At 66.8% G+C, this 25,322-nt stretch carries 29 protein-coding genes; 19 read left to right on the plus strand and 10 right to left on the minus strand.

Annotated features, from left to right (window positions below):
- Nucleotides 1-58: 58 nt before the first annotated feature.
- Nucleotides 59-433, minus strand: a complete 375-nt coding sequence (locus DN412_RS20005; protein ID WP_115213187.1) for a DUF4124 domain-containing protein — start codon at nucleotides 431-433, stop codon at nucleotides 59-61.
- A 268-nt stretch (nucleotides 434-701) separates the two neighbouring features.
- On the opposite strand from DN412_RS20005, the gene DN412_RS20010 reads away from it, so the two are divergent.
- From DN412_RS20010 to DN412_RS20020, 3 genes are all read left to right on the plus strand, one after another.
- On the plus strand, nucleotides 702-1,019 hold the full coding sequence (locus DN412_RS20010; protein ID WP_115213188.1) for a PXPV repeat protein: 318 nt from the start codon (nucleotides 702-704) through the stop codon (nucleotides 1,017-1,019).
- Between the two features lie 178 nt (nucleotides 1,020-1,197).
- Entirely contained in the window at nucleotides 1,198-2,046 is an 849-nt protein-coding gene (locus tag DN412_RS20015) for a D-amino acid aminotransferase (protein ID WP_115213189.1), read from the plus strand.
- 62 nt (nucleotides 2,047-2,108) lie between these two features.
- Nucleotides 2,109-2,384 carry a hypothetical protein gene (locus DN412_RS20020; protein ID WP_078197061.1) on the plus strand — a complete coding sequence of 92 codons (276 nt, stop codon included), beginning with the start codon at nucleotides 2,109-2,111 and terminating at the stop codon, nucleotides 2,382-2,384.
- A gap of 57 nt (nucleotides 2,385-2,441) precedes the next feature.
- On the opposite strand, the gene dgcN is transcribed toward DN412_RS20020, so the two are convergent.
- Both dgcN and yfiR read right to left on the minus strand, forming a co-directional pair.
- Nucleotides 2,442-3,707, minus strand: coding sequence for a diguanylate cyclase DgcN/YfiN (dgcN, locus tag DN412_RS20025; protein ID WP_115213190.1), 1,266 nt, complete (start codon nucleotides 3,705-3,707; stop codon nucleotides 2,442-2,444).
- The gene (gene yfiR, locus DN412_RS20030) at nucleotides 3,704-4,306 is read right to left on the minus strand and encodes a regulatory sequestration protein YfiR (RefSeq protein WP_115213191.1); all 603 of its coding nucleotides are present in this window, start codon (nucleotides 4,304-4,306) and stop codon (nucleotides 3,704-3,706) included. Before yfiR ends, dgcN begins: the two co-directional genes overlap by 4 nt.
- A 314-nt stretch (nucleotides 4,307-4,620) precedes the next feature.
- Here yfiR and DN412_RS20035 point away from each other — a divergent pair, with 314 nt between their 5' ends.
- From DN412_RS20035 to DN412_RS20060, 6 genes are all read left to right on the plus strand, one after another.
- Nucleotides 4,621-5,082 (plus strand): CopD family protein, encoded by a 462-nt coding sequence (locus DN412_RS20035; RefSeq protein WP_167471108.1) that lies wholly within the window; start codon nucleotides 4,621-4,623, stop codon nucleotides 5,080-5,082.
- A gap of 59 nt (nucleotides 5,083-5,141) precedes the next feature.
- Complete coding sequence (locus tag DN412_RS20040) at nucleotides 5,142-5,546, plus strand: lysozyme inhibitor LprI family protein (RefSeq protein WP_115213193.1); 405 nt, start codon at nucleotides 5,142-5,144, stop codon at nucleotides 5,544-5,546.
- 67 nt (nucleotides 5,547-5,613) lie between these two features.
- Entirely contained in the window at nucleotides 5,614-5,817 is a 204-nt protein-coding gene (locus DN412_RS20045) for a hypothetical protein (RefSeq protein ID WP_010814357.1), read from the plus strand.
- Between the two features lie 133 nt (nucleotides 5,818-5,950).
- Nucleotides 5,951-6,358 carry a YXWGXW repeat-containing protein gene (locus DN412_RS20050; RefSeq protein WP_115213194.1) on the plus strand — a complete coding sequence of 136 codons (408 nt, stop codon included), beginning with the start codon at nucleotides 5,951-5,953 and terminating at the stop codon, nucleotides 6,356-6,358.
- A 114-nt stretch (nucleotides 6,359-6,472) separates the two neighbouring features.
- A complete protein-coding gene (locus DN412_RS20055; protein WP_115213195.1) occupies nucleotides 6,473-6,697 on the plus strand; it encodes a hypothetical protein in 225 nt (74 codons plus the stop codon).
- 95 nt (nucleotides 6,698-6,792) lie between these two features.
- The gene (locus DN412_RS20060) at nucleotides 6,793-7,083 is read left to right on the plus strand and encodes a hypothetical protein (protein WP_167471109.1); all 291 of its coding nucleotides are present in this window, start codon (nucleotides 6,793-6,795) and stop codon (nucleotides 7,081-7,083) included.
- 45 nt (nucleotides 7,084-7,128) lie between these two features.
- On the opposite strand, the gene DN412_RS20065 is transcribed toward DN412_RS20060, so the two are convergent.
- The 4 genes from DN412_RS20065 to glpK all read right to left on the minus strand — a co-directional run bounded on the left by DN412_RS20065 (nucleotide 7,129) and on the right by glpK (nucleotide 11,231).
- Complete coding sequence (locus DN412_RS20065) at nucleotides 7,129-7,509, minus strand: hypothetical protein (protein ID WP_078197053.1); 381 nt, start codon at nucleotides 7,507-7,509, stop codon at nucleotides 7,129-7,131.
- Between the two features lie 91 nt (nucleotides 7,510-7,600).
- On the minus strand, nucleotides 7,601-7,978 hold the full coding sequence (locus DN412_RS20070; RefSeq protein ID WP_115213196.1) for an MliC family protein: 378 nt from the start codon (nucleotides 7,976-7,978) through the stop codon (nucleotides 7,601-7,603).
- A 28-nt stretch (nucleotides 7,979-8,006) separates the two neighbouring features.
- Entirely contained in the window at nucleotides 8,007-9,623 is a 1,617-nt protein-coding gene (locus DN412_RS20075; protein WP_115213197.1) for a glycerol-3-phosphate dehydrogenase/oxidase, read from the minus strand.
- Between the two features lie 36 nt (nucleotides 9,624-9,659).
- On the minus strand, nucleotides 9,660-11,231 hold the full coding sequence (glpK, locus tag DN412_RS20080; RefSeq protein ID WP_115213243.1) for a glycerol kinase GlpK: 1,572 nt from the start codon (nucleotides 11,229-11,231) through the stop codon (nucleotides 9,660-9,662).
- Nucleotides 11,232-11,287: 56 nt separating this feature from the next.
- Here glpK and DN412_RS20085 point away from each other — a divergent pair, with 56 nt between their 5' ends.
- Together DN412_RS20085 and purU are read left to right on the plus strand one after the other, a co-directional pair.
- Nucleotides 11,288-12,187: an NUDIX hydrolase gene (locus DN412_RS20085; protein ID WP_115213244.1), complete on the plus strand. Its 900-nt coding sequence runs from the start codon at nucleotides 11,288-11,290 to the stop codon at nucleotides 12,185-12,187.
- 90 nt (nucleotides 12,188-12,277) lie between these two features.
- Nucleotides 12,278-13,144 carry a formyltetrahydrofolate deformylase gene (gene purU, locus DN412_RS20090; protein WP_115213198.1) on the plus strand — a complete coding sequence of 289 codons (867 nt, stop codon included), beginning with the start codon at nucleotides 12,278-12,280 and terminating at the stop codon, nucleotides 13,142-13,144.
- Between the two features lie 151 nt (nucleotides 13,145-13,295).
- On the opposite strand, the gene DN412_RS20095 is transcribed toward purU, so the two are convergent.
- Nucleotides 13,296-14,066 carry a DeoR/GlpR family DNA-binding transcription regulator gene (locus DN412_RS20095; protein ID WP_115213199.1) on the minus strand — a complete coding sequence of 257 codons (771 nt, stop codon included), beginning with the start codon at nucleotides 14,064-14,066 and terminating at the stop codon, nucleotides 13,296-13,298.
- A 157-nt stretch (nucleotides 14,067-14,223) separates the two neighbouring features.
- Here DN412_RS20095 and DN412_RS20100 point away from each other — a divergent pair, with 157 nt between their 5' ends.
- The 6 genes from DN412_RS20100 (at nucleotide 14,224) to DN412_RS20125 (ending at nucleotide 20,404) form a co-directional block, all read left to right on the plus strand.
- The gene (locus DN412_RS20100) at nucleotides 14,224-15,360 is read left to right on the plus strand and encodes an ABC transporter ATP-binding protein (RefSeq protein ID WP_115213200.1); all 1,137 of its coding nucleotides are present in this window, start codon (nucleotides 14,224-14,226) and stop codon (nucleotides 15,358-15,360) included.
- A 1-nt stretch (nucleotide 15,361) separates the two neighbouring features.
- The gene (locus tag DN412_RS20105; RefSeq protein ID WP_115213201.1) at nucleotides 15,362-16,468 is read left to right on the plus strand and encodes an ABC transporter ATP-binding protein; all 1,107 of its coding nucleotides are present in this window, start codon (nucleotides 15,362-15,364) and stop codon (nucleotides 16,466-16,468) included.
- On the plus strand, nucleotides 16,465-17,349 hold the full coding sequence (locus DN412_RS20110) for a carbohydrate ABC transporter permease (protein WP_078197045.1): 885 nt from the start codon (nucleotides 16,465-16,467) through the stop codon (nucleotides 17,347-17,349). The genes DN412_RS20105 and DN412_RS20110 overlap by 4 nt, the downstream gene beginning before the upstream one ends.
- Before the next feature lies 1 nt (nucleotide 17,350).
- The gene (locus DN412_RS20115; protein ID WP_115213245.1) at nucleotides 17,351-18,208 is read left to right on the plus strand and encodes a carbohydrate ABC transporter permease; all 858 of its coding nucleotides are present in this window, start codon (nucleotides 17,351-17,353) and stop codon (nucleotides 18,206-18,208) included.
- Between the two features lie 44 nt (nucleotides 18,209-18,252).
- Nucleotides 18,253-18,561, plus strand: coding sequence for a DUF2160 domain-containing protein (locus DN412_RS20120; protein WP_115213202.1), 309 nt, complete (start codon nucleotides 18,253-18,255; stop codon nucleotides 18,559-18,561).
- 115 nt (nucleotides 18,562-18,676) lie between these two features.
- Nucleotides 18,677-20,404, plus strand: coding sequence for an ABC transporter substrate-binding protein (locus tag DN412_RS20125; protein ID WP_115213246.1), 1,728 nt, complete (start codon nucleotides 18,677-18,679; stop codon nucleotides 20,402-20,404).
- A gap of 103 nt (nucleotides 20,405-20,507) precedes the next feature.
- Here DN412_RS20125 and DN412_RS20130 read toward each other — a convergent pair whose 3' ends face one another.
- Both DN412_RS20130 and DN412_RS20135 read right to left on the minus strand, forming a co-directional pair.
- Nucleotides 20,508-22,520 carry a sensor domain-containing diguanylate cyclase gene (locus tag DN412_RS20130; protein WP_244222711.1) on the minus strand — a complete coding sequence of 671 codons (2,013 nt, stop codon included), beginning with the start codon at nucleotides 22,518-22,520 and terminating at the stop codon, nucleotides 20,508-20,510.
- Between the two features lie 333 nt (nucleotides 22,521-22,853).
- The gene (locus DN412_RS20135; RefSeq protein WP_244222712.1) at nucleotides 22,854-23,336 is read right to left on the minus strand and encodes a hypothetical protein; all 483 of its coding nucleotides are present in this window, start codon (nucleotides 23,334-23,336) and stop codon (nucleotides 22,854-22,856) included.
- A gap of 341 nt (nucleotides 23,337-23,677) precedes the next feature.
- Between DN412_RS20135 and DN412_RS20140 the strand changes: the two genes are divergently transcribed.
- Both DN412_RS20140 and DN412_RS20145 read left to right on the plus strand, forming a co-directional pair.
- Nucleotides 23,678-24,691, plus strand: a complete 1,014-nt coding sequence (locus DN412_RS20140) for a zinc-dependent alcohol dehydrogenase family protein (protein ID WP_115213204.1) — start codon at nucleotides 23,678-23,680, stop codon at nucleotides 24,689-24,691.
- 40 nt (nucleotides 24,692-24,731) lie between these two features.
- Nucleotides 24,732-25,322: a TetR/AcrR family transcriptional regulator gene (locus DN412_RS20145; RefSeq protein WP_244222713.1), complete on the plus strand. Its 591-nt coding sequence runs from the start codon at nucleotides 24,732-24,734 to the stop codon at nucleotides 25,320-25,322.

Below are 25,322 nucleotides of genomic sequence, written 5' to 3' on the forward strand. Positions count from 1 at the left end.
ATAGAAGTGTCGCTGCAATGCGACGGACGAAGCAGCGGCTCTCGTCTCTATTTCCGCTCTATTCGCATCGGTGTTTCGATACCTGAGCGCCGGTCGACCGTACGGCCTCGGCAGCCCGCTGAATCTCGGTCGGGTCCTTCCGCAACATGGCGCGCTCCGACCAGGCCAGGTTGCTTTGATACTGCTGCCGCAGCGAAGGGCAGATGATGCCGCTGGCAAGCCGCTCTGCAGAGCGCTGATCCCCTATGACAATCGGCTGTGCCCGGTACTCAGCGTTCTGCTGGCCGATTGTCTTCCGGGACAGTTCCGTCGTTGCACTCTCAGGGCAGGGCTGGTCCTGGAGCGTCACCCTTCCATTGGTTGCACGGCATTGGTAGATGGTCTGGCCAACGGCATTGGTGGCAATGAACGCCAGAAGCAGAAATCTCAGCATAGGATCCTCCCGCAGGGATTTTCTTGGTTTGGCCAGCTGGCTACTTCCCTGCGTAGGAGGGATGCGCTGTCGTGGTCCAATTTCCTCAGGCAGGTCGGGACAGACAGTACCGGTCGCCAGGATTACAAAGCCTTACAAGACTCTCAAGTGCCGGGGTCAACCGTCACAACCTCCCCCCGTTACACGAGGTAACCAGCTTTAGGTTCTGGTCATACCAATCAGGGCGATAACGCCCTAAGGTATTGGCACCAATCGACGGAACAGCATCATGCAAAAGATCCTGGCAGTTTGTGCAATCGCAGGGGCAGCCCTGCTTGCGTCTGGCGCCGCGCAGGCAAGAGTAGACGTAGGAATTGGCATCGGTATTCCTGGTGTCGTCGTCGCTGCGCCTCCGCCCCCCGTGTACTACGAGCCGGCGCCTGTCTACGTGGCTCCGCGCCCGGTAGTCGTGGCGCCTGGCTACTACGATGACTGGCAAGGACGCGCATGGCGTGAGCAACAGTGGCGTGAGCAGCGATGGCGGGAGCACGAGTGGCGGGAGCGCCATCGCAAGTGGCACCGCGGTCATGATGACGACGATGATTGATGCTGGCGCTATCGGACAATGAAAAGCCCTCGGCCAGGGTTGGCGAGGGCTCGAAGTTGCAGCGGGCGAGTGGTGGACCGGTAGCCTTACTGGCCAGCCTCATGCACAAATTGCATGACCCTGCTCGCGCTCGCGTGAAAGAATCAGGCATCTCTTTCGATTCTGTCGCAGCAGCCCCATGTCCGACCCCATCGTCTACCTCAACGGCACCCTGACCCCTCTCTCCGAAGCCCGCATCCCCGTCCTCGACCGCGGCTTCATCTTCGGCGACGGCATCTACGAAGTCATTCCTTATTACAACGGCAAGCCGTTCCGTGGCGCCCAGCACCTGGCCCGCCTGCACCGCAGCCTGGAAGGCATCGGCATTCCCGATCCGCATAGCGCTGCGCAGTGGCAGGAACGGGTTGGCGAAGTGGTCCAGGCCAACGGCCTGTCGGATCAGCTGGTCTATATCCAGGTGACGCGTGGCGTGGCCAGGCGCATGCATGCGTTTCCGAAGGAAGTCGTGCCGACGGTGCTGATCATGACCAATCCGATGGCGCTGCCGTCGGCGCAGATGCTTGAGCAGGGCGTGGCGTGCGTGACGATGGAGGACCGGCGCTGGCTGAATTGCCAGATCAAGTCGACGTCGCTGCTTGGCAACGTGCTGGCGGCGCAGCATGCGGTGGAGCACGGGGTGACCGAGGCCATCCAGTTCCGGGATGGCTGGCTGACCGAGGCGTCGGCGTCCAATGTGTGGGTGGTGCGCGATGGCCGGGTATTGGCGCCGCCCAAGGACAACCTGATCCTGGAAGGGATCCGCTACGGGTTCATGGAAGAGATCTGCGCCGCGATGGAGATTCCGCTGGAGTCGCGCCGGATTGCGAAGGAAGAGGTGTTTGCGGCCGATGAGGTGCTGCTGTCGTCCGCCAGCAAGGAGTTGCTGCCGGTGGTGAGCGTCGATGGCCGCACGATCGGCAAGGGCGTGCCGGGGCCGGTCTTCGCGCGGCTCTACGCGGCTTACCAGGCTGCCAAGGCGGCCCTTTGAGTCCTCTTTAAGCTCATCCGCGTGCGTGCTAGGATGCCCTGGGAATCAGCCAGGAGACTGTCATGCCCAAGCGCGAGCGCGGTCGGCGTGCCTTGCAGGACGAGGTAAGCCGGCGCATCCAGCAAATCTATGAAATCGGCGAAGACGGCGCCAAGATCCGGGTGCCGGCGCCGGTGCCGCATCCGCGCGATGCCCGCGGGCGCAACTGGGACATGACCGGCTTCGGCAATGTGTATGGTTACGAGGCCAGCGTGCGCGCGGCGGTCGACAAGGTGCGCGACGAGTTCGACCTGAACGATGCCGTGGAGAACCGCGCGCCCAATCCCTTCGGGGACTGAATGGGCGGTCTCGATCGACGGCGCGGCTTTTCGGCCACCGGGCGGGTCTTCGGGTTCTCACTGCGCGACGTCCAGGCGTGGCTCGGCGCTTTGCCAGATGCCGCCGGAGTGCCGCTTGGCACCGTACATGGCCGCGTCGGCGGCGTGCAGCAGTGCCTGGCTGCCTTGCGCGTGGACAGGGAAGACGGCCAGGCCGATGCTGAGCGAGGCCTGCACCGTGTTGCCGTCGGGCAGGTCGATGGGGGCGGCCATGGCCTGCAGGATATGTTCGGCGACATGGATGGCATCGCGCGGCGCGCGCAGCGCCGCGACCAGCACCGCGAACTCGTCGCCGCCGATGCGCGCCACGGTGTCGCTGGCGCGCAGGCTGGCGCGGATGCGCTGGGCCACGGCTACCAGCACCGCGTCGCCGGCCGCATGGCCGTGCCGGTCGTTGATGTGCTTGAAATCGTCGCTGTCCAGGTACAGCACCGCTGCGTGCTCGCCATTGGCTGCGGCGTGGCGCACGGCGTGCTCCAGCGCCTCGACGAAGGCGGCGCGGTTCAGCAGTCCGGTCAGCGCATCGTGGTTAGCGCGATGGGCGAGCGAGCGGTTCTCGTGCTGCAGCTGGTTCTGCCAGGTCTGCAGTTCGTCGAGCAGGCCGTTGAAGTCCTCGCTGAGCGCATTGAGCTCGGCGATGCAGGCCGGCGGCGTGCGCTGCGCGAAGTCGCGCTGGGAACGCACCGCATGTGCCACGCGCATCAGGTTGCGCAATGGCTCGACGATCTGCACCAGCAGCCGGCTGGCCAGGTAGTGGGCGCCGACGGCGGTCAGCAGCAGGCAGCCCAGCAGACCCAGCGCGCCCTGCAGCAGGAAGTGCAGCAGGTTGCGAGGGTCGCCGCAGACGCGCAGCATGCCTACCTGCTGCGTCTGGTGCAGGATCGGTTGCTCGACGGCATCCATGGCGAGCCATTCGCCCAGCGCGTGGCGCAGGCCGGTCAGCGGGGTCTGGCCGGGGCGCTGCCATTCGGCCAGGACGTGGTGGTCGAGGTCGTAGACGGTGGCGCGCGCGATGTCCTCGGACGCCGCGATCGCGGCCAGCGTTTCCGTGGTGGCCGCCTGGTCGCGGAATACGACCGGCGCCTCCAGCGTGTAGGCGATGGAGCGGGCCAGCAGCCGCGCGTTGTGCTCGGCGTAGACGCGCAGCGCCGTCACGCCGATCGCGGTCAGCGACAGCCCGGCGGTGCATACGGCGATCAGCGCGACGCCCAGGTGGATGCGTCGCAGCACGTTGTACAGGGTGGGGCGCGCGCCATTGCCGCGCACCGGCTCGCGCGCGTTCATGACGGCGCTCCCTTGCGTCGGCCCAGTTGCAGCACGCCGGGGTGCACGTGCACGCCGCTGCGGGCAAGGGTATCGAGGTTGACGCGGAACGAGACCTGGTTGTCGCGGATGTTCAGGCAGAACATGCTGCCGACCTCGCACTCGAAGTCTTCCTCGGCGATCACCAGCACCGGTCGGCCGGTCAGCTCGCTCGACAGGCGCTTGCGGCGCGGTTCGTTCATGCTGCCGACGTACAGCGCATCGCACGCCGGATGCAGCATGTCGGCCAGCACGTCGACCTGGCGGGTCTGCACGGTCCGTCCGTTGGTGAGCGTGCCGCCTTCCATCAGCCGTGAGGCATAGCGGCTGGCGTTGTCCACGCACAGCCGCACGGGGTCGCGCTCCACCGGCCAGCGCGCATAGCCCAGCAGGCTGAGCACCACGCGCGCGACCAGGTCGGTGCGCTGCGCAGCGGGTTGCGCGGTCACTACCGGCGGCAGCATGGCTGGCAGCACCGCCAGCGTCACGGCGAGCAGCAGGGCCGTCAGGCCACGGCGCAGCAGCGGGCGTTGCCGGACAGGGGCTGCATTCGAAGGGGGGCTGGCTGGGGCAGGAGCCATGTTCTGGGGTGAATGGGGCGGGGCGGCCGGGTGCGGTGTTGGGGTCTGCCTGGCCGCGGGCATTGTCTGGGTGCGGCTTACTGGCGGTCAAGCGTTCGGAACGGGCGTTGATCGGCCTGAAACGGGCGGCATAAGCAGGAATCCGTGGAGCCCAGCGAGTGGCGCGGCTTGATACGGAATGTTTATCGGTTCCGCATCGATTTCCTGAAGGTCGCAGAAACGGTGTTGCAAGCGTGAAGCGCTTCGCCGTGGCGCACACAACACTTAGAATGGGGCCATCGTCCCCAACACGCGCCTCGCCGCCGCCTGCCGCCATGACCTCCGACCCGCTTTTCCGCTTCCTGCATGTAGCCGGCGTCGCCGTCTGGGTGGGCGGCATGTTTTTCGCCTACCTGTGCCTGCGGCCGGTGGCCGGCAGCGTGCTCGAGCCACCTTCGCGGCTACGTCTGTGGCGGGGCGTATTTGCCCGGTTCTTCCCGTGGGTGTGGGCAGCGGTGATCGCGATCCTGCTGAGCGGCGCGGCGATGATGGCCGCGGTGGGCATGGCTGGTGCCCCACGCAACTGGCATCTGATGCTGGGGATCGGTCTCGTCATGACCCTGATATTCTGCTACGTGTGGTTCGGGCCGTATCGCGTGCTGGACCAGGCCGTGCAGGCCCAGGACTGGCCGGCCGCCGGTGCCGCGCTGAACCGCATCCGGCAGGCCGTGGGGACCAACCTGGTGCTCGGGCTGGTCAATATCGCCGTGGCCACGCTGGGACGCTGGCTGGCCTGAGCGGGGCACACGTCCCGCCATGGCCCCGCACGCATTGTCACTGCCAAGGGAGAGCCGTTATGCGCGTCATCGCATGTCTTGCCGTCCTGGGTCTTGCCGTGGCGGCCGCACCGGCCCGCGCCGCGGAAAACGATGGCCTGAGCGCCGAATACGAGCGTTGCATGGCCAGGGCTGTGTCGACCGCCGACATGCTCAACTGCGCCGCAGCGGAATCGCGGGTCCAGGACTCAGCGCTGAACGGCGCCTACCAGGCCCTGTTGCGGCGGCTGGAGGCGCCCCGCACCGGCCAGCTGCGGGTGGCGCAGCGGGTCTGGCTTGAATTTCGCCAGGCCAATTGCGCCTATGTGGCCAATCCGGCCGGCGGCACGGCCGCGCGCGTGGCCGGGTCGACCTGCATGCTGCAGATGACGGCCGCACGGGTGCGCGAACTGCATGCCTTTGCCTCCGAGGCTGCCGCCCGGTGAGTTGGCGGGGCTTGTGCTAGAGTTCTCAGACACCAGTGCTGCGGCACGTCTCACCAGGAGATGGATCATGGCAAGTGAATCGCGGAACAACCTGAAGGCTTTCGTGCAGACCGCACCCCAGGCGGGGCGCTATGTGTGGGTCATCGCGCTGGTGGATTTCGGCGCGCAGCAGATCCGGCGCGCGATCGTCTCCGACGACACCTTCACCACCTCGGATGCCGCACGGGTTGCCGGCGAGGCCCAGCTCAAGGCGATGGCCGAGGATCACTAGCGCCGCGCGCGCACAAGCGCAAGCGTGTGTTGCGTACCGGCATCTCTATGATCGTCCGATACCCATTCTTACAATTCCCGGGGATCAGGGAGCGCTAGACTGTGGGCATGTTCCTCCACAAGAAAGGACTCCCATGACTGATCGCACGCTCCGCCCGGCCAGGGCCCTCCTGCTGGCGGCCCTGCTGGGTTCGGGCCTGACCTTCAGTGCGGCATCGATGGCACAGGTGTCGGTCAATATTGCCATCGGCGTTCCGCCGCCTGCCCCGGTCTACGAAGTCGTGCCCGCGCCGCGCGCTGGCTATGTCTGGGCACCGGGTTATTGGGACTGGGATGACCACTACCACAAGCACGCGTGGAAGAAGGGCCGCTGGGAACGCGAACGCCCGGGCTATATCTATGAGTCGCCGCGCTGGATCCAGTCGCGCGACGGCTGGGTGCTGGTGCCGGGGCGCTGGGACCAGGGCGGGTACAAGGACAAAGGCCACAAGGACAAGGGCTACCACTGCCCTCCCGGCCACGCCAAGAAGGGCGAGTGCTGATGTGCCCGCCGCCCGGCGCCACGCGGTGACGCCGGGCGGCCCTGCCATGCTACGATCCCCGCCATGACAACCGCGCCCGCGCGGCGCATTGGCAGCGGATACCCGGAGGTAGTGATGGCAAAGCACGTCTTCACGCGCGAGCAGTATCTCGACATCCTCAATGACAGCCTGCGCAAGCATCCCGGCTGGCAGCCCGGCATGGCCTTTGTGTTCCTGCCGCCCGGGGCCGATGCCAGCCAGGCCACGGCAGTGGGCTGCACCGGCCCAATGGACGCCATCCCGGTCTATGCCGAGATCCAGCGGGTGGCTGCCGAACTGATCGAAGTCAGCAACGAATAGGACACCGGATAGCGTAACGGCGCGGGGCGCTAGCCGCCTGACGGCCGGTGGCCGCCGCAGGTGCGTACAATACCGGCCTCTACAGACTTTCGGATATTGCCGTGAAGAAAACGGACCTGGAAAAGAACAAGGGCCTGAAAATCGCCAACAGCCTGAAGCTGGCTGCGGCGGGGCGGGGCGGCATGCCTGGCGGCGCGGCGCGCCCGGACCGGCGCGAGCAGCGCCGGCTGGACCAGGAGCAGGGTCTGGTGCCCTTTGCGTGCAAGCTGGATGGCACGCTGGTGAAGCGCCTGCAGGCGCTTGCCGTCGATCACCCGGGTGGCATGACCGGGCTGCTCAATGAACTGCTGACCGGCGCATTGCCGCCGGAACAAGGCCAGGCCTGAGTGATTCCGCGGCGGCTCCGGCCGCCGCTGGCCTGACGCCCTGGCTCAGTCTTCTTCCTCGTCATCAAGGAATTCGCGGCGCAGCATCCAGTTGGCGATGGCTTCGTCGCAGACGCGCTTGAATTTCTGCTTGTCCGGCATCTTGTCGAACAACTGGAAATTGACCAGCGCCATGCCGGCATCGGTGATGTAGAACATCCGGCTCGGATCGTCTTCATGGACAATGCGGCCATCGATGGCGTCTTCCTCGCTTTCCGCCGGCATGTCCTCTAGCTCGACCACGCGGCAGGTGAAGCGCGGGCTGCGGGTGTGGGTCAGATACTCGAACTCGTCGTGCATGACCTCGCCGCCTTTGCCTGCGATAACGGCGAAGCCCCAGATAAAGCGGGGCATCGGCAGATCGGACAGATCTTCAATCTCGTCCATGGTGTTCTCCCTGATTCAATCCCCGCATTATCGCCCGGAACGCCGCTGTCTCAAATGGTGACGTGGCGTAACGGCGCCATTTGCGTCTCGCTCAGGGCTTTGCGTGGCAGTTGGCCAGTGCCGGCGCAGCGTTTTCGGCCTGCATCAGGTCGCGCAGGGTGCCTTCCTCGCCCTTGGTCCACCATTCGTAGCGGCCACCGACATAGCGCGCGCCCGAGGCCGACACGGTGCTGATCGCCAGCACCGGCTTGCCTTCAAGGCGGAAGACCGCCGCCTGGTTGTCCGGGCTGTTGAAATAGCGCACGGACAGCGTTTTGCCGCCGTCGCACTGGTAGCGCACGGTGCGCACGTCCGGGAACCGAACGCCGTCGATGCCCGGGGCGTGGGCGGCGTTGGCCGCGGTGCAGGCGCCGAGGGTTGCCAGCAGGGCCACGGTGCGGGCGCAGGACAGGAGCGGGCGAGTGGTCATGGGATTGCCTTGGTCGATCGGTAGTGTGTCAGCCGAGCATGTACCCGGCGGCGAGCGTGCGGAAGCTTTCGACTTCGCGCGCCTGCCAGGCTTCGTCCTCGCCGAGTTCTTCGGCCAGGATCGCGGCCACGGCCGGGGCGGCGCCGACGGCCGCCCGGGCGTCCAGGAACAGCGCGCGGTTGCGGCGGGCCAGCACGTCCTCGACCCGGCGGGCAAGTTCATGCCGGGCGGCGAAGCGCACGTGGGCCTCGGTCAGGCCCGATGCCGGCGCCAGCACGCGGTCGTGGCCAGGCAGCGCGCGCAGCATTTCCAGCTCATTGCCGTAGTAGCGGTCCGGTGAGCCGGAATCCGTCGGCGGCAGCTCGGCGGGCAAGCCCACGGCGCCGTGCAGCGGCAACTCCGCGGTCACGCACGGGGCCGCGCGCACCATCTGGCGCTGGATCGCAGTCTCGATCACGTCTTCGGCCATCTTGCGGTAGGTGGTCCACTTGCCGCCGGTGACGGTGATCAGCCCGGCCCTGGACACCAGGATGGTATGTTCGCGCGACAGCGACGCGGTGGAGGCCTCGCCGGTGGCGCGCACCAGCGGCCGCAGGCCGGCCCAGACGCTGGTGACGTCGGCACGGGTCGGGTCTTTGGCCAGGTAGCGCGACGCGGTTTCCAGGATGAAATCGACGTCGTCGGCACCGGCGTCGGGCTCCAGCGGCAGGTCGCGGCGCGGCGTGTCGGTGGTGCCGACGATGGTGTGGCCGTTCCAGGGCACCACGAACAGCACCCGGCCGTCGTCGGTCTTGGGGATCAGGATGGCGCGCTCGCCCGGCAGGAAGCTGCGCGGCAGCGTCAGGTGCACGCCCTGGCTGGGCGCGACCATGGCGCGGGCGTGGCCGTCTTCCATCTGGCGGATTGCATCGACCCACACGCCGGTGGCATTGATCACGCAGTCCGCGCGCAGCCGGAAGCTGGCGTCTCCGAGCGCATCCTGCACCGTCACGCCGCTGATCACGCCGCCTTGCTGGCTTAAGCCCGTCACGCGCATATAGTTGATCGCGGTGCCGCCCACGTCGAACAGCGTGCGCATCAGCGCCACCGCCAGCCGCGCATCGTCGAACTGGCCGTCGAAATACAGGTTGCCGCCGCGCAGCGGACGCCCGCCGACATGCTCCGCCAGGTTGGGCGCCGCGGCCAGCACTTCGCGGTGGTTCAGCCAGCGGCTGCCGGCCAGGTTCAGGTTGCCGGCCAGCATGTCATAGACCTTCAGGCCGATGCCGTAGAAGGGCTGGTCGAACATCTGGTAGGCCGGCACCACGAAGCCCAGCGGCCACACCAGGTGTGGCGCGTTGCGCGCGAGCAGGCCGCGCTCGTGCAGGGCCTCGCGCACCAGGCTGATATTGCCCTGGGCCAGGTAGCGCACGCCGCCATGCACCAGCTTGGTGGCCTTGCTGGAAGTGCCCTTGGCAAAGTCCGCGGCTTCGACCAGCAGCGTGCGGTAGCCGCGCGAGGCGGCATCGACCGCCGTGCCCAGGCCGGTGGCGCCGCCGCCGATGACGATCACGTCCCAGCGCGGCTCGCGCTCAAGCGTGGCGAGCAGGGCGGCGCGCTTAGGTGGCTGGACCGGGGGCTGGATCGGGGTGGGAATTCTTTGCATGACGCTTTTTCGGGTTTGTGCTGATCGGGCCGGCGCTCAGGCGTGGCTGCCGTTGGCTTCGTCCTCGCGCGCCCAGTCGCGCGCCCGGTCGACAGCGCGGTGCCAGCGCGCCAGCCGGTGACCGCGCTCGTCGGCCGACAGGTTTGGCTCGAAGCGCCGCTCCATCTGCCATTGCTGCGCGATCTGAGCCGGATCGCTCCAGTAGCCGGTGGCCAGCCCCGCCAAGTAAGCGGCGCCCAGCGCGGTGGTTTCGGTCACACGCGGGCGTACCACCGGGGTGCCGAGCAGGTCGGCCTGCATCTGCATCAGCAGGTCGCTGCGCGAGGCGCCGCCGTCCACGCGCAGCTCGGCCAGCGAGATGCCGGCGTCCTTCTGCATGGCTTCCAGCACATCGACGCTCTGCAGCGCGATCGACTCCAGCGCCGCGCGCGCGATCTGCGGCCGGCCCGTGCCGCGCGTCATGCCGACCAGCGTGCCGCGCGCAAAGGCATCCCAGTGCGGTGCGCCCAGCCCGGTAAAGGCGGGCACCAGCACCGCGCCGCCGGTGTCGTCGCACTGGCGCGCCAGCGGCTCGACCTCGGGCGCGCTGTTGATGATCTTCAGGCCGTCGCGCAGCCACTGGATGGTGGCGCCGCCCATGAATACGCCGCCCTCCAGGCAGTACTGGGTCTTGCCGCCGAACTGCCAGCCGATCGTGGTCAGCAGCCGGTTGCGCGAGGCGACCGGCTGCGAACCGGTATTCATCAGCAGGAAGCAGCCGGTGCCGTAGGTGTTCTTGGCCATGCCCGGCGACAGGCAGGCCTGGCCGAAGGTTGCGGCCTGCTGGTCGCCGGCAATGCCGGCAATGGGGATCTGCATGCCGAAGAGCCGCGCCGACGTGCGCGCCACCTCGCCGCTGGACGCCACCACCTCGGGCAGCAGCGCGTGCGGGATGTCGAGCAGGGCCAGCAGCGCGTCGTCCCACTCGAAGCTGTGGATATTGAACAGCATCGTGCGCGAGGCATTTGACACATCGGTGACATGGCGCGCGCCGTCGGTCAGCTGCCAGATCAGCCAGCTGTCGATGGTGCCGAAGGCCAGCTCGCCGCGCTGGGCCCGTTCGCGCGCGCCTTCGATATTGTCGAGCATCCAGCGCAGCTTGGTGCCGGAGAAATAGGCGTCCACGACCAAGCCGGTCTTCTCGCGGAACAGCTCGCCGTGGCCGGCGGCCTGCAGCGCCTCGCACATGGGCGCGGTGCGGCGGTCCTGCCAGACCAGCGCGCGGCCGACCGGCTCGCCGGTCTTGCGGTCCCACAGCGCGGTGGTCTCGCGCTGGTTGGTGATGCCGATGGCGCGCACCTGCGAGGCCGAGATGCCGGCATCGGCCAGCACCGCGTGCGCCACCGCCAGCTGCGATTGCCAGATCTCGTAGGGATCGTGCTCGACATGGCCGGGATGTGGGTAATATTGGCGGAACTCGCGCTGCGCGAGCTGCACCACGCTGCCGGCATGGTCGAACAGGATGGCCCGCGAGCTGCTGGTGCCCTGGTCGAGCGCCAGCACATACTGCGGCTCGGTGGGAAGCTGGGACGAGGCAGGGCGTTGGGCCTGCGCGGCTGGCTGGTTCATGCGTTCGATCCTGAAAATGACAAAGCGCGCCGGCAAGGCCGGCGCATGGATTGCTGATGGCTGAAATATCTTCCTTGCCGGCTGCGCAGGCCGCCGACAACCCCGCTGGCACCCCTCTGGCGCAGATCGCCGCCTCGCTGGCGGCGCGCAGCGGCTTCGATGCTGCCGCCAAGTTGCGCCTGATGACGGCCGGCCGGCAGGTCGGCTGGCTGCCGCACAGCCATGCGGCAATCCTGCGTGGCATGGGCGCCGTGCTCGGGCCTGACGACCGGCTGGCCGATGGCACCGCTGCCGTGGAACTGCTGCCCGGGCGCCATGACTTCGCCGCGCGCAGCGCCGCGCTGCAGGCACTGGCCCGCCGGCTGGCCGATGCCGGCCACGTGCGCGGCTGGCGCGATGAACTGTTTGCGGTGACCCACGCGCTGGACGCGCCCGCGGTTGCGGTGGTGGAGCGCGCGGCGGCGCGCTTTCTCGGGCTGCTGACCTTTGCCTCGCACATGAACGGGATTGTCGATGGCAATGTCGATGGCGCGCCCGCCCTGTGGATCTCGCGGCGCAGCCCGGCCAAGGCCGTCGACCCCGGCATGTGGGACAACCTGGTGGCCGGCGGCATGCCGCACGGCAGCGATCCGCTGGCGACGCTGGTGCGCGAGTGCGAGGAAGAGTCCGGCATCCCGGCCGAACTGGCACAGGGCGTACAGCCGCATGGCGTGATCGAGGTGCTGCGCGACCTGCCCGAAGGCGTGCAGTGGGAACAGGTCTATGTCTACGACCTGCTGCTGCCGCCCGGCTTCACGCCGCATAACCAGGACGGCGAGGTCAGCGAGCACCGGCGCGTCGGCGTGCCGGCATTGCTTGCTATCATGTCGGCCGGCGCCATGACGGTCGATGCGACAATGGTGACGCTGGATGCCCTTGGACGGCGTGGCTGGCTCGATGTCGGCCATCGCGTCTGAGTCCCCGCCTGTTTCCATGCTGACCGAGCCGACCTTGCCGACCTGGCTTCCCCGGCCCTGAGCCGCGCCACTCCGACAGAACCACACACCATGAGCAACACCGGTTTCATCCTGACTCTCTCGTGCCCCGACCAGCCGGGCATCGTCCATGCCGTTTCGGGCCTGCTGTTCCAGCACGGCTGCAATATCGTCGATTCCGACCAGTACGGTGACGAGTACGCCGGCCGCTTCTTCATGCGCGTGCATTTCACGCCGGCCGCCGGCGGCCCGGACCTGGACACGCTGAAGGCCGCGTTCGCGCCGGTGGGCGACCAGTTCGGCATGCAGTGGGAGCTGAACGACGCCACGGTCAAGCCGCGCGTGATGATCATGGTGTCCAAGATCGGCCACTGCCTGAACGACCTGCTGTTCCGCGCCAAGGTTGGCGGCCTGCCGGTCGAGATCGCGGCCATCGTCTCGAACCACCGCGACTTCTACCAGCTGGCGGCCTCGTATGACGTGCCGTTCTTCCACCTGCCGCTGATGAACGCCTCGGCCGAGCAGAAGGCCGCGCAGGAAGCGCGCGTCTTCGATGTGGTGCAGGAGCAGAAGATCGACCTGGTGGTGCTGGCGCGCTACATGCAGGTGCTGTCCAACGACCTGTGCCGCAAGCTGGCCGGCCGCGCGATCAATATCCACCATTCGTTCCTGCCCAGCTTCAAGGGCGCCAAGCCGTACTACCAGGCGCATGACCGCGGCGTGAAGCTGATCGGCGCCACCGCGCACTACGTCACCGCCGACCTGGACGAAGGCCCGATCATCGAGCAGGAGATCGAGCGCGTGGACCACAGCATGGACCCGGAGCAACTGACCGCCGTCGGCCGCGACGTGGAATGCGTGGCGCTGGCGCGCGCGGTCAAGTGGCATGCCGAACACCGCATCCTGCTGAACGGCCACAAGACCGTGGTGTTCAAGTAATTCTCTGCCCAACCCTCGGTTTTCTCTCCTCTCCCGCTTGCGGGAGAGGGGCCGGGGGAGAGGGCAGGCCTGTCGCACCAGCGAGGCGCCAGGCGTCATCCCCAGCTCCGCCTCCGCCAGCGCGGCAGCCTCAAGCCGGCCCACGCCGCGCTCAATCCCGCTCCGCCACCACACACTTCACCCCACTGTCGGCCAGGATCTGGTCGAACGGCGCCGCCAGCGGCGCATCGGTAAAGAGTCGGTCGACCTGCGACACATGCGCCAGCTCCACCATCGCCTGGCGGTTGAACTTGCTGGTGTCCGCCGCCAGCCATACCTCGCGTGAATGCTCGATGATGGTCCGCGCCACCTTGACCTCGCGGAAGTCATAGTCGCGCAGCGTGCCGTCGGTCTCGATGCCCGAGATGCCGATCAGTCCGATATCCACCTTGAACTGGCGGATGAACTCCACCGTGGCCTCGCCCACGATGCCACGGTCGCGCGAGCGCAGCACGCCGCCGGCGACAATGACCTCGCAATCGGGGTTGTCGGCCAGGATATTGGCCACGTTCAGGTTATTGGTGATCACGCGCAGGCCGCGGTGGTGCATCAGCTCGCGCGCGATTTCTTCCACGGTGGTGCCGATGTTCAGGATCAGCGAACAGCCTTCGGGCACCGCGGCCGCCACGGCGCGCGCGATGCGCGCCTTGCCCTCGGCATTGAGCACCTGCCGCTGCCGGTAGGCGATGTTCTCGGTGGTGGAACCTTCCACCCGCACCCCGCCATGGAAGCGCGCCAGCATGCCGTTCTCGGCCAGCAGGTTGACGTCGCGGCGTACCGTCTGGAGCGTGACGCCGAACTTGCGCGCAAGTTTGTCGATGGAGGCAAAGCCCTGGGTGCGGACTTCTTCTAGCAGGGCCGTCTGGCGGGGATTCAGAGTCATGCCGGGATTCTAGTTCAAACAGAAACGAAAACAAATGATGCAGTGCACTATTGTTTTATGTTCGTTTTGTTGCTAAAACGAGCGTAAAGCCAAGACTTGTGCGCCTGCATCACAGTGGAAGCTGTGCTGCGGGAAGCATATCGAACATGGAGACCGGATGCAGCTACGTTTGGAAGGCGTCGCACAGCAGGCAGGTTCGCAGGCGTATCTCTATCCGATGACGCTGGCTCCGGTTCCCGGCGCGGTGACCATCCTGCTGGGCGCCACGCAGGCGGGCAAGACGTCGCTGATGCGGGTGATGGCGGGGCTGGACCGGCCCAGTGCCGGCCGCGTGCTGGTCGACGGCCACGACGTGACCGGCATGCCGGTGCGCGAGCGCAATGTGTCGATGGTCTACCAGCAGTTCATCAACTACCCGTCGCTCAGGGTCTTCGACAACATCGCCTCGCCGCTGAAGCTGCGGCGCAAGGCCCCGGCCGCCGAAATTGCCGCGCGCGTGCGCGAGCTGGCGGCGCGGTTGCATATCGACCACCTGCTGGACCGCTATCCGTCGGAACTCTCCGGGGGGCAGCAGCAGCGCGTGGCCCTGGCGCGCGCGCTGGCCAAGGAGGCGCCGCTGATGCTGCTGGACGAGCCCCTGGTCAACCTCGACTACAAGCTGCGCGAGGAACTGCGCGAAGAACTGGCCCAGCTGTTCGCGCACGGCGACGCCACCGTGATCTATGCCACCACCGAGCCCGGCGAAGCGCTGCTGCTGGGCGGGCATACCGCGGTGCTGGATGCGGGCGAGCTGCTGCAGTACGGTCCGACCCCACAGGTCTTCCACTATCCCGATTCGCTGCGCGTGGCGCGCGCGTTCAACGATCCGCCGATGAACCTGGTCGAGGGCAGGCTGCAGGGCGGCCGGGTCACGCTGGCCGGGGAGATCTCGGTGCCGGTGCACGGCGCGGGCGGGCACGACGACCCGGTCACGATGGGCGTGCGCGCGTCGGCACTGCGCCTGGCCGCTGAGCCGGGCGCGGTGGCGGTGGCGGTGCCGGGGCGCGTGGCGCTGGCCGAGCTGTCCGGCTCCGACACCTTTGTCCACGCCGATACGCCGGTGGGTAACCTGGTGGCGCAGTTCGCCGGCGTGCTCGACCTGCAGCTGGGCGAGCCGGTGTCGCTCCACCTGCTGCCCGAGCACATCTACCTGTTCGACGCCGACGGCCGCCGCATCCACGCGCCGCGCCGGCCGGGCGGGCTGGCGTCGGACGTGCCGGGCGGCACGGTCGCGGCTGCAGGGGCAGGGGGCTGAGATGGCGCGCATCGACCTGGACCTGGCGCACTCCTATGTGCCAACTCCGCGTACGGATGAAGACTACGCGCTGCTGCCGCTGCGCTTCACCTTTGAAGACGGTGGCGCCTATGCGCTGCTGGGCCCGTCCGGCTGCGGCAAGACCACGCTGCTGAACTGCATTTCCGGGTTGCTGCGGCCCTCGCACGGCACCATCGCCTTCGATGGCCGCGACGTCACTGCGGCCACGCCGCAGGCGCGTAATATCGCCCAGGTGTTCCAGTTCCCGGTGATCTACGACACCATGACCGTCGGCGAAAACCTGGCTTTCCCGCTGCGCAACCGCGGCGTGCCGCAAGCCCAGGTGCGCGAGCGGGTCGGGCGCGTGGCAGAGCTGCTGGACCTGTTGGCGACGCTCGACCGCCGCGCCAGCGGCCTTGCCGCCGACGCCAAGCAGAAGATCTCGCTGGGGCGCGGGCTGGTGCGCCAGGACGTGTCGGCGATCCTCTTCGACGAGCCGCTGACGGTGATCGACCCACAGCTCAAATGGCAGCTGCGGCGCAAGCTCAAGGAAATCCACCACGAATTCCGCCTGACGCTGATCTACGTGACGCACGACCAGACCGAGGCACTGACCTTTGCCGACCAGGTGGTGGTGATGTCGCGCGGCAAGGCGGTGCAGGTGGGGCCGGCCGATGCGCTGTTCGAGCGGCCCGCGCATACCTTCGTCGGGCACTTCATCGGCTCGCCGGGCATGAACTTCCTGCCCGGCCAGTGGCGCGACGGGGCGATCGAGCTGGCCGGGCGCCGCTACATGCCGGAATTGCCGCCGTCGGTCGAGGCGGCGTTGCGCGAGGCCGGCAGCTTCCGCATCGGCGTGCGGCCCGAATACCTGCGCCTGGCGCCTGAGCGCGATAGGCAAGCGGTGCCGGTGCGGGTGGAGCGCGCGCAGGACATCGGCACTTACTGGTTGCTGACCAGCGGCGTGCAGGAAGCGGGCGCACTGGCCGGCACGCTGCGCGCCCGGCTGGGTGTCGAAGCGGCCGGCCTGCGCGCGGGGGACACGGCGTGGCTGTCGGTGTTCAACCGGCATACCTGCTACTACGTCAACGAGGAACTGGTGTCATGAAGCCCGTCAACCAGAAAGCCTGGCTGCTGGTGTTGCCGGTGGTGGCGTGCGTGGCGTTCTCCGCCATCCTGCCGCTGATGACCATCGTCAACTACTCGGTGCAGGACATCATCTCGCCCGAGCGGCGCGTGTTCGTCGGCACCGAATGGTTCCGCACCGTGCTGCGCGACGGCGAGCTGCACGACGCGCTGCTGCGCCAGCTCGGCTTTTCGCTGGCGGTGCTGCTGGTGGAGATCCCGCTCGGCATCCTGCTGGCCTTGTCGATGCCGGCAAAGGGCTGGAAGGCGTCGGCGGTGCTGGTGACCATCGCGCTGTCGCTGCTGATCCCGTGGAACGTGGTCGGCACCATCTGGCAGATCTTCGGGCGCACCGATATCGGCCTGCTGGGCGCCGCGCTGGCGGCGATGGGCTTCGACTACAACTACACCGGCAGCGCCTTCGATGCCTGGGTCACGGTGCTGGTGATGGATGTCTGGCACTGGACGCCGCTGGTGGCGCTGCTGTGCTACGCCGGACTGCGCGCCATCCCCGACGCTTACTACCAGGCCGCGCAGATCGATGGCGCCTCGCGCCTGGCGGTGTTCCGCTATATCCAGCTGCCCAAGCTGCGCGGCGTGCTGATGATCGCGGTGCTGCTGCGCTTCATGGACAGCTTCATGATCTATACCGAGCCGTTCGTGCTGACCGGCGGCGGTCCCGGCAACGCCACCACGTTCCTGTCGCAGTACCTGACGCAAAAGGCCGTGGGCCAGTTCGACCTGGGCCCGGCGGCGGCGTTCTCCATCGTCTATTTCCTGATCATCCTGCTCATGTGTTTCATCCTCTACAACTGGATGCAGCGCGCGGGCACCGCCGGCAGCGAGGACATGCCCCATGGCTGAGATGGCTTCCGTGATCCCTTCTGTGGTCCCTGCCGTGATCCCTGCGCAGGCCAACCGCGCCACCTGGTGGCGCGCCGGCTTCCTGCTGGTCTACCTGCTGTTTGCCATCGTGCCGATCTACTGGATGGTGAACATGTCGTTCAAGACTAACGAGGAGATCGTCTCCACGCTGTCGCTGTGGCCGGCCGAATTCACGCTGGAGCACTACAAGACCATCTTCACCGATCCGTCGTGGTATTCGGGCTACGTCAACTCGATGATCTACGTGGCGATGAATACGGTGATCTCGATCAGCGTGGCGCTGCCGGCAGCCTATGCCTTTTCGCGCTACCAGTTCATCGGCGACAAGCATGTGTTCTTCTGGCTGCTGACCAACCGCATGACGCCACCGGCGGTGTTCCTGCTGCCGTTCTTCCAGCTCTACAGCACCATAGGGCTGATGGACACGCACCTGGGCGTGGCGCTGGCGCACCTGGTCTTCAACGTGCCGCTTGCGGTGTGGATCCTGGAGGGTTTCATGTCAGGCGTGCCGCGCGAGATCGACGAGACCGCCTATGTGGATGGCTACTCGTTCCCGCGCTTCTTCCTGACCATCTTCCTGCCGCTGATCAAGGCCGGCGTGGGCGTGGCGGCGTTCTTCTGCTTCATGTTCAGCTGGGTCGAGCTGCTGCTGGCGCGCACGCTGACCTCGGTCAACGCCAAGCCCATCGTGGCCACCATGACGCGCACGGTATCGGCCTCGGGCATGGACTGGGGCGTGCTGGCCGCGGCCGGCGTGCTGACCATCGTCCCCGGCGGCATCGTGATCTGGTTCGTGCGGCACTACATCGCGAAGGGCTTCGCGATGGGCCGCGTGTAGTCCCTGCCTTGTCATTCCTGAAGCCAACGCAAGGAGATGGCGCAATGCTGAGCTGGATGGTGTGGACCACACCGGTGGCGGTGTTCTTTGCTTGCATCGTGGTCATGCTGATCGGCATGACGATCCTGGAAGTCCGTTCGCCGTCGGTGCTGCGCAAGGGCTTCCTGCCGATCGCCACCACGCGCGGCGACCGGCTGTTTATCGGGCTGATGTGCGCGGCCTGGGTCAACCTGGCGTGGCTGGGGCTGGGCGAGAAGATGACGGCGTGGCTGTCGCTGCCGGAAGAGCCTTCGGTGTGGATCAGCTTCGTGGTGTCCATGCTGGTGCTGGCGCTGGTCATGCGCAAAGGCTAGCGATACCGGGCAAGCGGACATGAACGGGACTTGCGGCTTATCCCTGCCCCGGGGCCGCCATCCAGACGACAAGCCGGGGAGGGGAACTCTTGAGGAGACACCGATGGAAGTGCACGTGAAGTTGGGGATGTCAGCCCTTGCCTGCGCGGCTGCGCTGGCTTGTGGGTCCGCCTGGGCGGGCGAAGCGGAAGCGAAGAAGTGGATCGACAATGAGTTCCAGCCCTCGTCGCTGGCCAAGGACAAGCAGGCGGCGGAAATGAAATGGTTTATCGATGCCGCGGCCAGGCTCAAGGCCAAGGGTGTCACGCAGATCAGCGTCGTGTCGGAGACCATCACCACGCACGAGTACGAGTCCAAGACCCTGGCCAAAGCGTTCGAGGAGATCACCGGCATCAAGGTCAAGCACGACCTGATCCAGGAAGGCGACGTGGTGGAGAAGCTGCAGACCTCGATGCAGTCGGGCAAGTCGATCTATGACGGCTGGATCTCCGACTCGGACCTGATCGGCACGCACTACCGCTATGGCTCGATCCTGCCGCTGACCGATTACATGAGCGGTGCGGGCAAGGAATGGACCAACCCCGGGCTGGATGTGAAGGACTTTATCGGCACCAAGTTCACCACCGCGCCGGACGGCAAGCTGTACCAGCTGCCCGACCAGCAGTTTGCCAACCTGTACTGGTTCCGCGCCGACTGGTTCGCGCGCAAGGACCTGCAGGACAAGTTCAAGGCCAAGTACGGCTATGACCTGGGCGTGCCGACCAACTGGTCGGCCTACGAGGACATCGCCAATTTCTTCACCAATGACGTGAAGGAGCTCGACGGCAAGAAGGTCTACGGCCATATGGACTACGGCAAGAAGGACCCGTCGCTGGGCTGGCGCTTCACCGACGCCTGGCTGTCGATGGCCGGCACCGCCGACAAGGGCCTGCCCAACGGCATGCCGGTGGACGAGTGGGGCATCCGCGTGGCCGAGGACAAGTGCACCCCGGTGGGCGCCTCGGTGTCGCGCGGCGGCGCCACCAACAGCCCCGCGGCGGTCTACGCGCTGACCAAGTATATCGACTGGATGAAGAAGTACGCGCCGCCGCAGGCCATGGGCATGACGTTCTCCGAGGCCGGTCCGGTCCCCGCGCAGGGCCAGGTGGCCCAGCAGGTCTTCTGGTACACCGCCTTCACCGCGGACATGACCAAGAAGGGCCTGCCGGTGGTCAATACCGACGGCTCGCCCAAGTGGCGCATGGCACCGTCGCCCTACGGCCCGTACTGGAAGCAGGGCATGCAGAATGGCTACCAGGACGTGGGCTCGTGGACCTTCTTCAAGAACACCGATCCCGACAAGCTGGCGGCCGCCTGGCTGTACGCACAGTTCGTGACCTCCAAGACGGTGTCGCTGAAGAAGTCCCTGACCGGGCTGACCTTTATCCGCGACAGCGACATCCACCACGACTACCTGACCAAGAACGCGGCCAAGTACGGCGGGCTGATCGAGTTCTACCGCAGCCCCGCGCGCGTGGCCTGGACGCCGACTGGCACCAACGTGCCTGACTATCCGAAGCTGGCCCAGCTGTGGTGGAAGAACGTGGCCACCGCGGTGACCGGCGAGAAGACGCCGCAAGCCGCCATGGACACGCTGGCCGAGGAAATGGACCAGGTCATGGCGCGGCTGCAGCGCGCCGGCATGAGCAACTGCGCGCCCAAGCTCAACCCGAAGGGCGATCCGGCCAAGTGGCTGTCGAGCGAACACGCGCCGTGGAAGAAGCTGGGCGACGAAAAGCCGAAGGGCGAGACCATTCCCTACGACAAGCTGCTGCAGGCGTGGAAGGAAGGCAAGGTGCGCTGAGGCGCCGAGGCGTTGATGCTGCCGGTGACGGTTGAATGCCGCCGGTTTGCTCCCTCTCCCGCTGCGGGAGAGGGAGCACCCAAGCGGTCGTCCGAGTCCGCTACTAGCTCTCTTGCGTTGTCAGGTCGGTTGCTTCGGGGTTCGGCTCTGCCGTGACCCCCGCCTGCACCGCATAACGCGCCTTCCCATGGCGCTTGGCCTCATACAGCGCCATGTCCGCATGCATGAACAGCTCGCTGATCGTCATGGCATGGCGCGCGTCATGGATGGCCGAGCCGACGCTGGCCGATGCCGCCACCGTGTGGCCGTCGATCACAAAGGGCATCCGCGCGGCCTGCACGATGGTGTTGGCGACCGATGCCATGGCATTGCGATCGGCGACGCCATCCAGGATCACCGCAAATTCGTCGCCGCCGATGCGCGCGACCGCATCGCCCTTGCGCACGCAGGCGCGCAGCCGCTGCGCGAAGGCCACCAGCAGCTGGTCGCCCACCGGATGGCCAAAGTTGTCGTTGACGGCCTTGAAATCGTCCAGGTCCACCAGCAGCAGCGCCAGCGGTCTCCCGCCGGCGCTGGCGCGCGCCATGGATTCGGCCAGGCGCCGGTCGAACCCCTTGCGGTTGAGCAGGCCGGTGAGGTAGTCGGAGATGGTCTGGGCTTCCAGGCTGCGCAGCTTCTCGCGCTCATGCGTGACGTTGCGCCCGAACATGTGCAGGCCGATGACGGTGTCCTGGGTATCGTTCCAGGCCGGCTGGTAGGTCATTTCGATGCATTCGGTGCCGTCCGGGCTTTCGCGCGTAAAGGTCACCGCCCGCCCGGCGCGGGCTTGCTCCAGGTAGGGCTGGCAGGTCAGGTATTCCTGCGTGCCCCACAGCTCGCGCAGCGACAGTCCCACGATCTGCTGCGCCGGCACGCCGTAGCGTTGTGCATAGGCCTGGTTGACGAAGACATAGCGCTGGTGCATGTCGATGAACGAGACGAAGTCCGGCACATGGTTGGCGATGGCCTCGATACGTTTCTCGCTTGCGGCGGCGCGGTCCTTGGCCGCCTTCAGGGCGGCTTCGCGCTCCGACAACTGCGCCACGACCTCGGCGAAGGTCACGGCCAGCTCGCCGATCTCGTCGGCGCGGCCGACGGGCAGGTCCGCCACCGCGGCCGGATTGGTGCCGATCTGGCGCACCGCGCGGTGCAGCCGCTGCAGCGGCTCGAGCAGCCGCCGCATGATCAGCCACATCAGCGCGGCGGCAACCAGCATGGTGAGGGTGCCGACGATGAGGGTCCGGCGGCGCACCGTGACCAGTGGCGCATAGGCTTCGGCGGCGGGCAGGACCGCCACGACTTCCCAGCCGTTGGATTCCAGCAGGTAGCGCGCCACCACCGGCTGCGTCGGTGTCAGGACTTCCAGCAGGGAGGGGGGGCGGTCAGCACCGCAGGCTTCGCCGATGGCGCGTGCGGGGCTTAGCACGCGGGCCACGTCAGAATGCATCGCATAGCGGGGGTTGCTGCCGGCGGAAACCAGGCAGAAGGTGCCGGTGGTTCCCACGCGGCTGTGCGCAAGCTCGCGCAGGAAGTTGCTGTCGGCCAGGTTCAGTACGCCCCCGACCACGCCGCGCAGTTCGCCCCCTGGCCCCAGCATCGGCACTGCCAGCACCACGCCGGGGGCGTTGGTCTGCTTGCCCTGGACCAGGTCCGACACCGCGAACGCCTGGCCGCGCAGGATATCGTGGAAATAGTCGCGGTCATCCAGGCGCAGGCGTACGCCATCCGGCACGGCGGTGCTGAACACCAGCTGCCCGTCGGGCGCGGCCAGGAAGACGGCGTTGAAGGTTTCGGGTATTTCCACCAGGCTCTCTGCGGCCCGGCGCAAGTCGGCCGGCTTCGCCGCAAGCATGGGGGAGAACTGGCGTGCCACCCGGCGCAAGACGGCGGTCCGGCTCTGCAGTTTTTCATCGAGCTCCTCGGCCACCATCTTGACCAGCGTGTCCTGCTGGGTCTGCAGCAGGGTCTTCAGGCCGTCGTAGGCATAGTACTGGGCGTAAAGCGCGCGCAGCACGATGATCAGGGTCACCACACCCGCCGTGGCGAACGCCATCCGATACTTCAAAGAGTGCTGCATGATTGACTTCTTTCTTGTGCGCACTGACCCGTTGTTCCCGTCCCTCGGCACTGGGCGGTCGGTCCCCGATGTCCAGTGGCGTGTTTGGAAGGTTAGCAGATGTCAAGGGGTATTTCGCAACTGTTTGCAACCAAAAGAGTGCGTGGCCAGCAAAATGTGCATTCCTGTCTGCTCAAGCGTCGGACAGGGAGCCGAGGGCTTCACATGGATGGATTTGCCGGTTCCGATCAGGATGCTGGCACGCTGTCGTCGCCGATGCAGGCGGCCGGGGCCCGTAACCCGCGACCGGCCAGGTACGCACGCGCAGCACCGTGTGGTCGCGCGGGCGCAGCGTCAGTTCCAGTGCGGTCGGTACGCCCGCCGCGTGATCTGGGCAATGAAGCGGGCGCTGTCCGCCGCGGCAACACCACCCGCGGCGAATCGCGTGCCACAGCGTATCGCCAGCCGCAGGATATGCAGCGGCACGAACCGGATTGGCTCGTGCATGTCCGCCAGCGCGGCGAGCGTGAAATACAGTGGCTGCCGGGCCAGTGCGATAAAGCGCCCGCGCAGCCGCGCGAGCGTTGCCGCGGGCGCCCCCAGTCCTTCCCCCTCGGCGCCGCTGCGCGTCATGCCGCGCACGCGCGGCTGCCACAGCGTGCCGGCGACCAGCAGCGGCGCACGCGCCGCGCCACCGTCATCCAGGCAGGCATCGAGTGCCACGACCTGGCCCGCGAGGTCATAGGTGGACGCCACCGAGGCAAAGCTGCGGTGGTAGCCGATGATGCAATCCATGTCTTCTTCATAGACCGGCCGCGCATCGCGTGGCACGCGCACGGAGCGCATCTCAAACCAGCCGGCACTGACCGGATTGCGCCCGGTCCAGGGCAGGGCGGATTCTGTGTCATTGGGGGTTGGGAGGCTGGAGGATGGCAAGGCGCGCGCCGATGCGGTTCGGAGCAATCAAGGTACCCGGCGGGCAGTTCGCGGGAAATGAGACGAGCCTTGTCGCCGGCTACGGGAAGGTTTCGACTCTTGGCTTACAAAGCCTCTCGCAATCCAACTTGACAATCGGTAGTTCGATGCATAACCTTGATTGCAGCCGCAATCAAGGTTGGAAGACCTTGCAAGGCTTAGCACCGTACTTGCAAGCGCAACTCAAGCGGAGGAGAAGGCACATGAAGGCTCTGGTCATCGAACACAACGGCGAACCGTCAGCCGTAGTCCACTGGCGTGATTTGCCCGAACCCATGCCTGGGCCAACGGAAGTCCGCGTGAGGATGCTGCTGGCGCCCGTGCACCCGTCCGACTTGCACATCATCCGGGGACGTTTCGCCCCTCAGCGTCAGCCAAAACTGCCCGCTTCGCCCGGATCCGAGGGCGTCGGAATCATCGACGCCGTGGGCAGCGGCGTGCCGCGCGCGCGGGTCGGAGAGCGCGTCGTTTTGCTGGATGTGCCCGGGACCTGGCGAGAGCAAGTCATCAGTCCGGCCGACCGCGCGATCGCGGTACCGGCGGCGGTCTCCGACGAGGATGCCGCACAGGCGCTGATCAACCCGATGACGGCATGGGCAATGACCATGGTGGAGCACCAGCTTGGACGCGGCGACTGGCTTGTCCAGAGCGCGGCCGGCTCGACGGTCGGTCGCTTCGTGTTGCAGATCGCGAAAGCGCAGGGATTCCGCACCATCAACCTGGTACGCCGTGAAGAGCAGGTCGCCGAGATCCGGGAACTCGGCGGCGACATCGTGCTGTGCACCGCGGACGAAAGCTGGCCAGAGCAGCTGAAGAAGGCCACCGGCGGCAATGGCATCGTGAGGGCGATCGACTGCGTTGCCGGCCGCACCGGCGCCACGCTTGCGCGTCAGTTGGCCCAGAACGGACGCCTGCTCGTCTATGGAGCCCTGTCGTCGCACCGCCAGTCCGACCCGGCAGCGTTCGAGATGCCGGTTTTTGCCCCGGCGCTGGTCTACTCAAGTGCCGAGGTGCGTGGCTGGTTCATCTACTCATGGCTCGGACGCCAGGAGGTGAGTGAAGGCGGCCGGATGTTGCGCAGTCTGCTCGATCTTATTGCCGAGGGCCGCTTGAAGCCGCCGGCGGCGCGCCGCTACCACGTTGATGATGCACTCGAAGCCTTCACGGCCGCGGAGCACGCCGGACACGACGCCAAACCGCTGCTGGCGTTCTCATAGGGCTGCGCTTCGCCCCGAGTCCCCGTTTCTGGAGAAGACCATGGTGTATGTAAAACGCGAGCAATCCGATGAAAACCGCGCAGCGCTGCTGGCTACGGCCAGCCGGCTGTTTCGCGAACGGGGCATCGATGGCGTGGGCGTCGCTGAAATCGCGCGTGAAGCCGGGCTGACGCACGGGGCGCTGTACGCACACTTCCGCTCCAAGGACGATCTGGCGACGGAAGCCTTTACGCAGGCCCTGGCGATGAGCCGCGAAGCGTTCCGGGGCGAGGGAACGCGCCGCAAGCGCAGCGTGTCGGGGTATCTCGACTATCTGCTTTCGCCGCTCAACCGCGACGAACCGGGCATGAGTTGCCCAATGACGGCGTCGGCGAGTGAAATCGGGCGGCACGGAAAGGATATCAGTGCGCGCTTTGCCAAAGGGTTTCAGGAGAAGGCGAGCGCGTTCGAGGCCGTCATGGACGAAGCTATTCCCGAGGCTGAACGGCGCCGCCTGGGGCTGGCCATCGTCGCCGCGGAAATCGGAGCAATGGCCGCCGCCCGGGCCGTCGCCAAAAGCGACCCTTCGTTGTCCGATGAAATATTGAAGGCGGTGCGTGCCATGCTGGTGAAAGCATCGACGGGGCAGTAA

The sequence above is a fragment of the Cupriavidus lacunae genome (assembly GCF_003353055.1).
Classification (GTDB): domain Bacteria; phylum Pseudomonadota; class Gammaproteobacteria; order Burkholderiales; family Burkholderiaceae; genus Cupriavidus; species Cupriavidus lacunae.

Bases quoted from the DNA above. Each gene is read 5' to 3' on its own strand.
- purU (WP_115213198.1), top strand. From the start codon at position 12,278: ATGAGCAACACCGGTTTCATCCTGACTCTCTCGTGCCCCGACCAGCCG.
- DN412_RS20035 (WP_167471108.1), top strand. From the start codon at position 4,621: ATGACCTCCGACCCGCTTTTCCGCTTCCTGCATGTAGCCGGCGTCGCC.
- DN412_RS20145 (WP_244222713.1), top strand. From the start codon at position 24,732: ATGGTGTATGTAAAACGCGAGCAATCCGATGAAAACCGCGCAGCGCTG.
- DN412_RS20065 (WP_078197053.1), bottom strand. From the start codon at position 7,509: ATGGACGAGATTGAAGATCTGTCCGATCTGCCGATGCCCCGCTTTATC.
- glpK (WP_115213243.1), bottom strand. From the start codon at position 11,231: ATGAACCAGCCAGCCGCGCAGGCCCAACGCCCTGCCTCGTCCCAGCTT.
- dgcN (WP_115213190.1), bottom strand. From the start codon at position 3,707: ATGAACGCGCGCGAGCCGGTGCGCGGCAATGGCGCGCGCCCCACCCTG.
- DN412_RS20010 (WP_115213188.1), top strand. From the start codon at position 702: ATGCAAAAGATCCTGGCAGTTTGTGCAATCGCAGGGGCAGCCCTGCTT.
- DN412_RS20020 (WP_078197061.1), top strand. From the start codon at position 2,109: ATGCCCAAGCGCGAGCGCGGTCGGCGTGCCTTGCAGGACGAGGTAAGC.
- DN412_RS20120 (WP_115213202.1), top strand. From the start codon at position 18,253: ATGCTGAGCTGGATGGTGTGGACCACACCGGTGGCGGTGTTCTTTGCT.
- DN412_RS20140 (WP_115213204.1), top strand. From the start codon at position 23,678: ATGAAGGCTCTGGTCATCGAACACAACGGCGAACCGTCAGCCGTAGTC.
- DN412_RS20075 (WP_115213197.1), bottom strand. From the start codon at position 9,623: ATGCAAAGAATTCCCACCCCGATCCAGCCCCCGGTCCAGCCACCTAAG.
- DN412_RS20040 (WP_115213193.1), top strand. From the start codon at position 5,142: ATGCGCGTCATCGCATGTCTTGCCGTCCTGGGTCTTGCCGTGGCGGCC.
- DN412_RS20050 (WP_115213194.1), top strand. From the start codon at position 5,951: ATGACTGATCGCACGCTCCGCCCGGCCAGGGCCCTCCTGCTGGCGGCC.
- DN412_RS20095 (WP_115213199.1), bottom strand. From the start codon at position 14,066: ATGACTCTGAATCCCCGCCAGACGGCCCTGCTAGAAGAAGTCCGCACC.
- DN412_RS20015 (WP_115213189.1), top strand. From the start codon at position 1,198: ATGTCCGACCCCATCGTCTACCTCAACGGCACCCTGACCCCTCTCTCC.
- DN412_RS20100 (WP_115213200.1), top strand. From the start codon at position 14,224: ATGCAGCTACGTTTGGAAGGCGTCGCACAGCAGGCAGGTTCGCAGGCG.
- DN412_RS20070 (WP_115213196.1), bottom strand. From the start codon at position 7,978: ATGACCACTCGCCCGCTCCTGTCCTGCGCCCGCACCGTGGCCCTGCTG.
- DN412_RS20110 (WP_078197045.1), top strand. From the start codon at position 16,465: ATGAAGCCCGTCAACCAGAAAGCCTGGCTGCTGGTGTTGCCGGTGGTG.
- DN412_RS20005 (WP_115213187.1), bottom strand. From the start codon at position 433: ATGCTGAGATTTCTGCTTCTGGCGTTCATTGCCACCAATGCCGTTGGC.
- DN412_RS20045 (WP_010814357.1), top strand. From the start codon at position 5,614: ATGGCAAGTGAATCGCGGAACAACCTGAAGGCTTTCGTGCAGACCGCA.
- DN412_RS20115 (WP_115213245.1), top strand. From the start codon at position 17,351: ATGGCTTCCGTGATCCCTTCTGTGGTCCCTGCCGTGATCCCTGCGCAG.
- yfiR (WP_115213191.1), bottom strand. From the start codon at position 4,306: ATGGCTCCTGCCCCAGCCAGCCCCCCTTCGAATGCAGCCCCTGTCCGG.
- DN412_RS20105 (WP_115213201.1), top strand. From the start codon at position 15,362: ATGGCGCGCATCGACCTGGACCTGGCGCACTCCTATGTGCCAACTCCG.
- DN412_RS20085 (WP_115213244.1), top strand. From the start codon at position 11,288: ATGGCTGAAATATCTTCCTTGCCGGCTGCGCAGGCCGCCGACAACCCC.
- DN412_RS20130 (WP_244222711.1), bottom strand. From the start codon at position 22,520: ATGCAGCACTCTTTGAAGTATCGGATGGCGTTCGCCACGGCGGGTGTG.
- DN412_RS20055 (WP_115213195.1), top strand. From the start codon at position 6,473: ATGGCAAAGCACGTCTTCACGCGCGAGCAGTATCTCGACATCCTCAAT.